The following is a 5,128-nucleotide window of genomic DNA, read 5'->3' on the forward strand; positions in this document are numbered from 1 at the left end:
GGTGCCGACCATCGGTGGCGCCCTGACCTCCGGCGCGCCGATTTTTGTCGGCGGCGCTTTCGACCAACGCGAGCGGTCGGACTTCTTCGGTACCCGTGGCGACCAGCGCCCCCTGGCCGAGCGCAGCGATGTCTTAAGCTTCCAGACCGAGCCACTGAGCCACGACCTGATCGTCGCAGGCCCGCTGCGCGTAGAGCTATGGATCGACAGCGATGCGCCCGACACCGACTTCACCGCCAAACTGGTCGACGTCTACCCGGACGGCTACGCCATGAACATCACCGACGGCATCCTGCGGGCCCGCTACCGAAACACCTGGGAGCACCCCACCCTGCTGACCCCGGGTGAGCGGGTCAAGGTGGTGATCGACCCCTTCGCCACCTGCAATCTGTTCCAGCGCGGCCACCGGTTGCGCCTCGACATCGCCAGCAGCAACTTCCCGCGCTTTGACGTCAACCCCAACAGCGGTGAAGCACCCGGCCAGGCAGAACATCCCAGGGTGGCGCGCAACACGCTACACCTGAGTACCGATTGCCCGTCACGCCTGATACTGACCGTAGTCGAGGCCTTGAGTAACTAACTACCGCCATTCACACGCCGAGACTGCGCACCCTCAGGGACCATTGACTCCCTGAGGACCGGCCATGCCCGCCCAGCCCCCGAACACATCACCACTTACCCCGGAACAACTGAACGGCTACCTGCTGCAAATCGGTCATCGTCTACAGATTTTCCCCAACGGCCACGCACCGGCAGCGCAGTCTTCTACCGAGTTGCTGGAGGTGCAGGCATTGCACACCGCCCTGGCAGAAGAAAGCCGCTGGAGCCTGCAGAACGCACAAGTGCATTACACCGTCCCCGGCGACTGGGTGATCCAGGGCGAACCCGGCCGGTTGAACCGCACGCGCATCAGCCAGGCATTGCACAAGAAGCTGGCCGCCCTGGAAATCGAACGGCGGCCCAACGGCCATCTACGCAAGAACTGGATACTCGACAGCCACCAGCCGATGCTGGAGGCCGAGGCCAGGCTGAAGGTCAAGGATCGCCTGCTCAGCCCCGCCGACCAGTTGCTGGTGACGAATATCGTCAGCGGCCCCGAGCTGCGCCCGGGTATCCATCGCCTGACGTTTCGCTACCGCCAGCAGACCATCGAGTTCGCCGGGGTGTTCGTCCTCACGCGCAGCCAGACACCGATCACCCACCTGGAGATCGAGGACGGTGATGTATTGCTGTTCACCCCGTCCAGAGGCCTGGAGGCTTTCACCTCGCTCAAGCATCTGGATCGCACGCTGCAGGAGCGCATGAAGCAGTCGGCCTGGCGCCAGGAACTGCTGCAACACTTGCCGCGCCGTTACCAGCACTTGCGCGCGGCGAGTATCTGGCCGCTGGTGCCAGGCCCTATCGACAGCCTCCCGCTGAACGAACACACCTACAACGCCCTGCAGGACAAACAACATCAGGACATCGCGTTTGCCCTTGGCCTGGGCGGCCATCCAGCGCCGACAGACGTCGCCAGAATGACCCTCGAACTGGACCAGGCGCTGCGCTGCTCGCCTTGGGACTTGTCCTCGCGCCTGGAACTGCGCGCGCAACAGTTACTGGAAAAACTGCTCCACGAATCCGCCCCCGACTGGTACCGCAGCGCCAATGAGGCCCAGCGCAAAACCCTCGCCGAGCACCTGCGCACCTATGAACACCTCAGCCTGCAAGTGCTGGCGCTGCTCGGCCCGGCGGCCTCGCCGGAGGCCATGGCGCGCCTGCAATTGCTTGAGCACCTGGACGACGACCTGAATATCCAGGGCCTGATCCCCGAGCAACTGCAGATCAGCACCGAGCGCACCCTGAAGTCAGGCAACTCGTACAACCAGCACAACAACCTGGTGCAACTGGCGGTACGTGGCTTGCACCGTGGCGATGAACACGCCGGTTCCGAGTTTCTCAAGCACACCCAACTGACCTACGCCCAGCAGCCATTGCCGCCCGAGTTCCGGGACGTCACCCCGGCTTACCTCGCCGACCTGCTGGCCAAGGTTCAACCAAGCCTGAGCTTCGCCGAAGAACAAAAGCGCGCCCACAGTTTGCCCGCCGTACAGGAAGCCATGCAGCAGATGCTCGACAGCCGCCTGCACGCGCTGGCCTACAGTGCATCGTTGCAAAACCATATCAGCGCGGACGACTACGCACTGCTGCAAACCCTGAGTGAAGGCCCCTCGCCCACACTCACTGCCTGCTGCCTGTTCCTGCACAAGGCTCCGCTCAAGGACCTGTGGGTGCTGCGCCAGACCGATGCAACGGGCGCGGTCAAACGCTTGCTGCTGTGCACGCCTCACGCGCCACGCGCCGAACAGTTCCAGGCCTTTGGCAGCGAGCGGGAATTGCAGGCGCATATCCTCGGCTGGAGCCAGGAGATAGCGTCCGCTCCCGATTCGCGCAGCATGAAAGACTACCTGCTTGAACAGTTGGTCAGCCGGATCCGGCCCAAATACAGCGCGATGCTTTCCGCTCTGGGTTTTACCCCGGCCAGCCTTGAGTATTTGATGATCAGTTTCGGCGCGCCCTCCACCTATGAGGCCTGCCTGGTGGAAATGAGCACCACGACGCTGGCCATGCAGGCCGATGAATACCTGTATCAGGTGCCCAAGTGGCTGAGCCAGGCATCGGCAGCCGACCGACAGAAACTCGCCGATCTCAAGGAACAGGCACTGGGCGCGGCACAGGCCTACGCCGCAAGCCCGGGTAGCCCACAACAGTTTCCCGACTTCGACAGTTACTTGCACAAGGCGGCAAAAGCCGCCCTCAACCAACTGCTCGGCAACCCGATCCCGGCGGTAGACCCAAACCTCGTGGGCGTGATCACCCCGCGCGAACGCGTCAGCTACACCACGCTGTACCGCAATGGCTACGACGCCAGCCTGGGCTTTATCAACCCCGACGCCAGCACCACCGCGCAGTTCAAGGGACCGCCCGGCGTCGACCTGAGTCGACTCACCGCGCAAACGGTGAGCAACTCGGTCAGAGGCACCTGGATCGGTGATCGCTATGTCGCCGAGGTCGAGAAAACCCTGCTGGACCCGCAAGGCCCCCACTATGCATGGCGCCGCAACATGGCCCTGGAGGTTGCCCAACTGCACATGCACGTCGCCGCGCTTGAGTGCTGCCTGCAAGGCTGCCTGGCAACAGGCGACCTGGCCTGGCTGGAAAAAAGCATCGACAGCCTGGCCGATAACAGCGATGCCGTGCGCAATCGGTATCGGCTCTATCCCCTGCACATCAGCGGGCAAGTGATCGATGGCTGCTACCTGTTCCACCACGCCAACGACCTGCCCCTGCTCTACACCCCGCACGCACCGGATGGCATCGCCTTCAGGCCGCAACGGGAATTCAACGAGCGCCTGAAAAACCTTGAAGGCATGGACACCTACTACATCAGCCGGGTCGCCAGCGTTGAGCGCGCGGCGTTCGAGCCGAGGTTGCATGCGTTGGTGGCCGGCCTGCCGGCACAGCTCAAGGGGCTGTATTCCAAGCCGGTGTTCGACGAAGTGCCTCGCACCGCACTGCCGCTGAAGAACCTGCATTACCACACCTACGACAAAAAGCTGCGTCACCGTATCGACGAAGTCAAAAGCACCACCACCGGGCGCTTGCAGATGATCATGGAGCTGGTCAGCGTGATCGGCGAAATCACCATTGCCGTGCTGACCGCGCCCTTCCCGGCACTGAGCCTGGCCTTGGGCGGCTTGCTGGTGTTCAAGGATTCGATGCTCGCCCTGCATGCCTACAGCCGCAACGACACCGCCGCCGCGCTGGGACACTATCTGGGTGCGCTGCTCAATGCCGGCGGGACGTTGTTGACCGACCTGCGGCCCCTGCTGTTCGCCCCCGTCAAGCTCGCCCGTCCGCCGTTGCGCCATATTGCCCGGGTGACCAAGGACCAACAGGCCATGAGCTTGATCAAGCAACTGCAACCGCAACCCCCATTGCCCCAGGGCATGCAGCCCGTGCTGTTTGCCGGCGACAGCCTGTGGGCCTCGCACACCCCGGACAGCCTGGGGCGATTCCTGTTGTTTCGCTACGACAACACCAGCGGGCAATTGCGCTCCACCGGCAAGCTGGTGAACCAGACGGTGGACGGCCAGTGGCAGCGCTCCGGTGTCATCGGTGGCATGCCTGGCCCTGAAAGACTCGGGCAGCCCTATGAGTTGTCGGAAAAGTTTCGCCGGGACGTATCGGCTGTCATCGCCCCCGAGGACCGGTCGGCGCTGTTCCTGCAAATCGCCTACCTGGATCGAGACCTCAATACCCACAGCATCTGGATCTCGCGTCGGCAACTCGCCCCGGCACTCAAACAGCACCTGGACAATGTCAGGGCCCTGACGGATGACGCCGACGCGTTTTTTGCACGGTTGCCCGCCGTGGTTCCCCGGGCCGAAACCCTGAACCCGGCGCCAGACATTGCCCTGCGTGATTTGCTCAAGCTGCTGATCGATGACGCGCACAACCTGGTGGTAGGCGAGGCACCGTTTTCCACCGCAGCTAAACAGGTGCTGATCGAAAACATGCAATACCTGCGCGAACTGAACGTGACGGTTCTCTATATCGAGCCGCTGTGGCGCGACATTCATCACTTGAAAACCCATTCACGGTTTTCCAGTGGTCTCTCCAAACGGGCCGAGGGCCAGCTCAAATCCATCGACAAGGAAAATTACCGCGACCCCGACGGGTTGCACGGCCACTGGATGCTGGTAAACACCGCGCAACAGCACGGGATTGAGGTTCGGCCGTTGAACGCCTCAAGCTCCTACGACCTGGAAAACACCCTGTGCCTGCTTGATTCACGCCCGGCCCCGATTCGCGCCAACCGGCTGACCAACTTTTACTCCCACACCCTCATCAACGACGACCAGGCGAAAAAACCGGGCGAGCGCTGGATAGCGTTGGTTGATCAAAAACGCATGAGTACCTATCGCGGCACGCCGGGCCTGGCCGACCTGCAAAAGAGCATTGCCCTGCGGGTCGACGACGCCTTCGACCAACCCACCCGAGTCATCGCGGATGTGGCCGGCGGCATTCCCGGCGATGCCCTGGCCAAGGGCGACCTGAAGCTGTCGCTGCACACGGCACGCCAACC

2 protein-coding genes are annotated in these 5,128 nt (G+C 62.8%); both read left to right on the forward strand.

Features of this window, described 5'->3' with window-relative positions:
* A partial coding sequence (locus tag HX846_RS19590) for a CocE/NonD family hydrolase (protein WP_178965936.1) occupies positions 1-580 on the forward strand: 580 nt, incomplete at its 5' end.
* A gap of 64 nt (positions 581-644) precedes the next feature.
* The coding region (locus HX846_RS19595; protein ID WP_178965937.1) for a membrane-targeted effector domain-containing toxin at positions 645-5,128 on the forward strand (4,484 nt) is incomplete at its 3' end.

This window comes from Pseudomonas sp. K5002 (assembly GCF_013386655.1).
Taxonomy (GTDB): domain Bacteria; phylum Pseudomonadota; class Gammaproteobacteria; order Pseudomonadales; family Pseudomonadaceae; genus Aquipseudomonas.